The sequence below is a fragment of the Cryobacterium shii genome, from assembly GCF_004402595.1.
GTDB classification, from domain to species: domain Bacteria; phylum Actinomycetota; class Actinomycetes; order Actinomycetales; family Microbacteriaceae; genus Cryobacterium; species Cryobacterium shii.
Genome location: NZ_SOFY01000024.1, coordinates 1 through 1433 on the forward strand (window position 1 = coordinate 1; position 1433 = coordinate 1433).

The following is a 1433-nucleotide window of genomic DNA, read 5'->3' on the forward strand; positions in this document are numbered from 1 at the left end:
GGCTCTCCTGTCGTAACCGTGGGTTAAACCCGGCCGGGGAGCACTGGTTTGTGGCCGCCGAGGCTGAGCATGGCGAGGGCGATGAGGGCGTCGGGTGATTTGAAGCCGAAGGCGATTCGGGTGATGAGTCGGATTTTGGTGTTGACGGATTCGATGCGGCCGTTTGAGAGACCGTGCTCGATCGAGGCGAGGATCGCAGCGCGGTGCTTCACGATCGAGCGCTGCAGCTTCACGAACGACGGGATCCGGCAGCGGCGCGCCCATCCGACCCACTTGTCCAGGGCCTCGGCGGCTTCGGCGTGGGGCAGTTTGAAGACCAGTCGGAGGCCTTCTTTGAGGTAGTAGGCCCGGCCCAGGGCCGGGTTGGTTTGAACGACCCAAGCCAGCTTGATTTGTTGTTTCTCGGTGAGGTTCTCCGGGTTTTTCCAGAGCGCGTAGCGGGAGTTCATCATCAACTTCGCGTGCTCGCTGTGAGGCCGGGCCGGAGCGTCGCGGGCGGGCCGGCCAACCGTTCGGGACTCGTTCAAGCGGGCCTGTTTCCGAGCCTCGGTCCAGGCTGCCCGGCGGACTTCGTCGAGGGCTTCCGTGGCCCATTTGACGACGTGGAACGGGTCCGCGCAGCGGACCGCGTTCGGGCAGCGTGCCGCGACGACGGTCGCGATCCAGCCGGCCCCATCCGCGGAAACATGCGTGATCAGGGCTGATCGTTCCTCGCCGAGGGCATCGAAGAACGTGCCGAGAGTGGCCTTGTCCTGGCCCGGAGCTGCCCAGACCAGACGCCCCGAATCGTGGTCGACGACCACGGTCAAGAACTTCCGGCCGCGCTTGAAGGAGACCTCATCGATCCCGATCCGGGTGAGCCCGGCGAAGGGATCATGGAGCTCTTCCGTGTCGGCCCAAACCCGGGTGATGATCGACCCGACCGTGCGCCATGCGATCCGCATCAACTCAGTCGCGGCAGCCTTGGATGTTTTCGTGGCCAGCCACGCGACGTAGGAATCGAAGTGGCGCGTGTGGCCGGCCTGGTGCCGGGCCCACGGGACCGCAGCCACGATCACACCATGCTCCCGGCACGACACCCGCGGGGAATCCGCCTCCAGAAAGACCTGGGTCGTGCCAAAATCCAAGCTCCGCCACCGGCGGCGCCCCGCCCCGTCGTCGTAGCGCGGGCTGCGCTTCTGGCAGCTCCCGCACCGGTTCCGCATCGACCTGGTCAGTCGCACCGAAGCGACGAAAACGCCCGTCGCAGGGTCGAGATCAACGTCCTCGACCACCGTCTTGTCGACACCGAGCAAGGTCCGCCATATTGTTAGAGATCGCACGCCGTTTTCCCGCCTATAAAGTTTCTTTCCTTGACAGTCAGAAACCTAGACAGGAAGCGGCGTGCGGCCGTTAAGGCGCTCCGAAAGACCCACAGATGCAGCAGGAGAGCC

General features: G+C 64.8%; 1 protein-coding gene. It reads right to left on the reverse strand.

Going from position 1 to position 1433, the window contains the following annotated elements:
* Positions 1-23 precede the first annotated feature (23 nt).
* Positions 24-1322: an ISL3 family transposase gene (locus E3O49_RS05775; protein WP_134451144.1), complete on the reverse strand. Its 1299-nt coding sequence runs from the start codon at positions 1320-1322 to the stop codon at positions 24-26.
* Positions 1323-1433 lie beyond the last annotated feature (111 nt).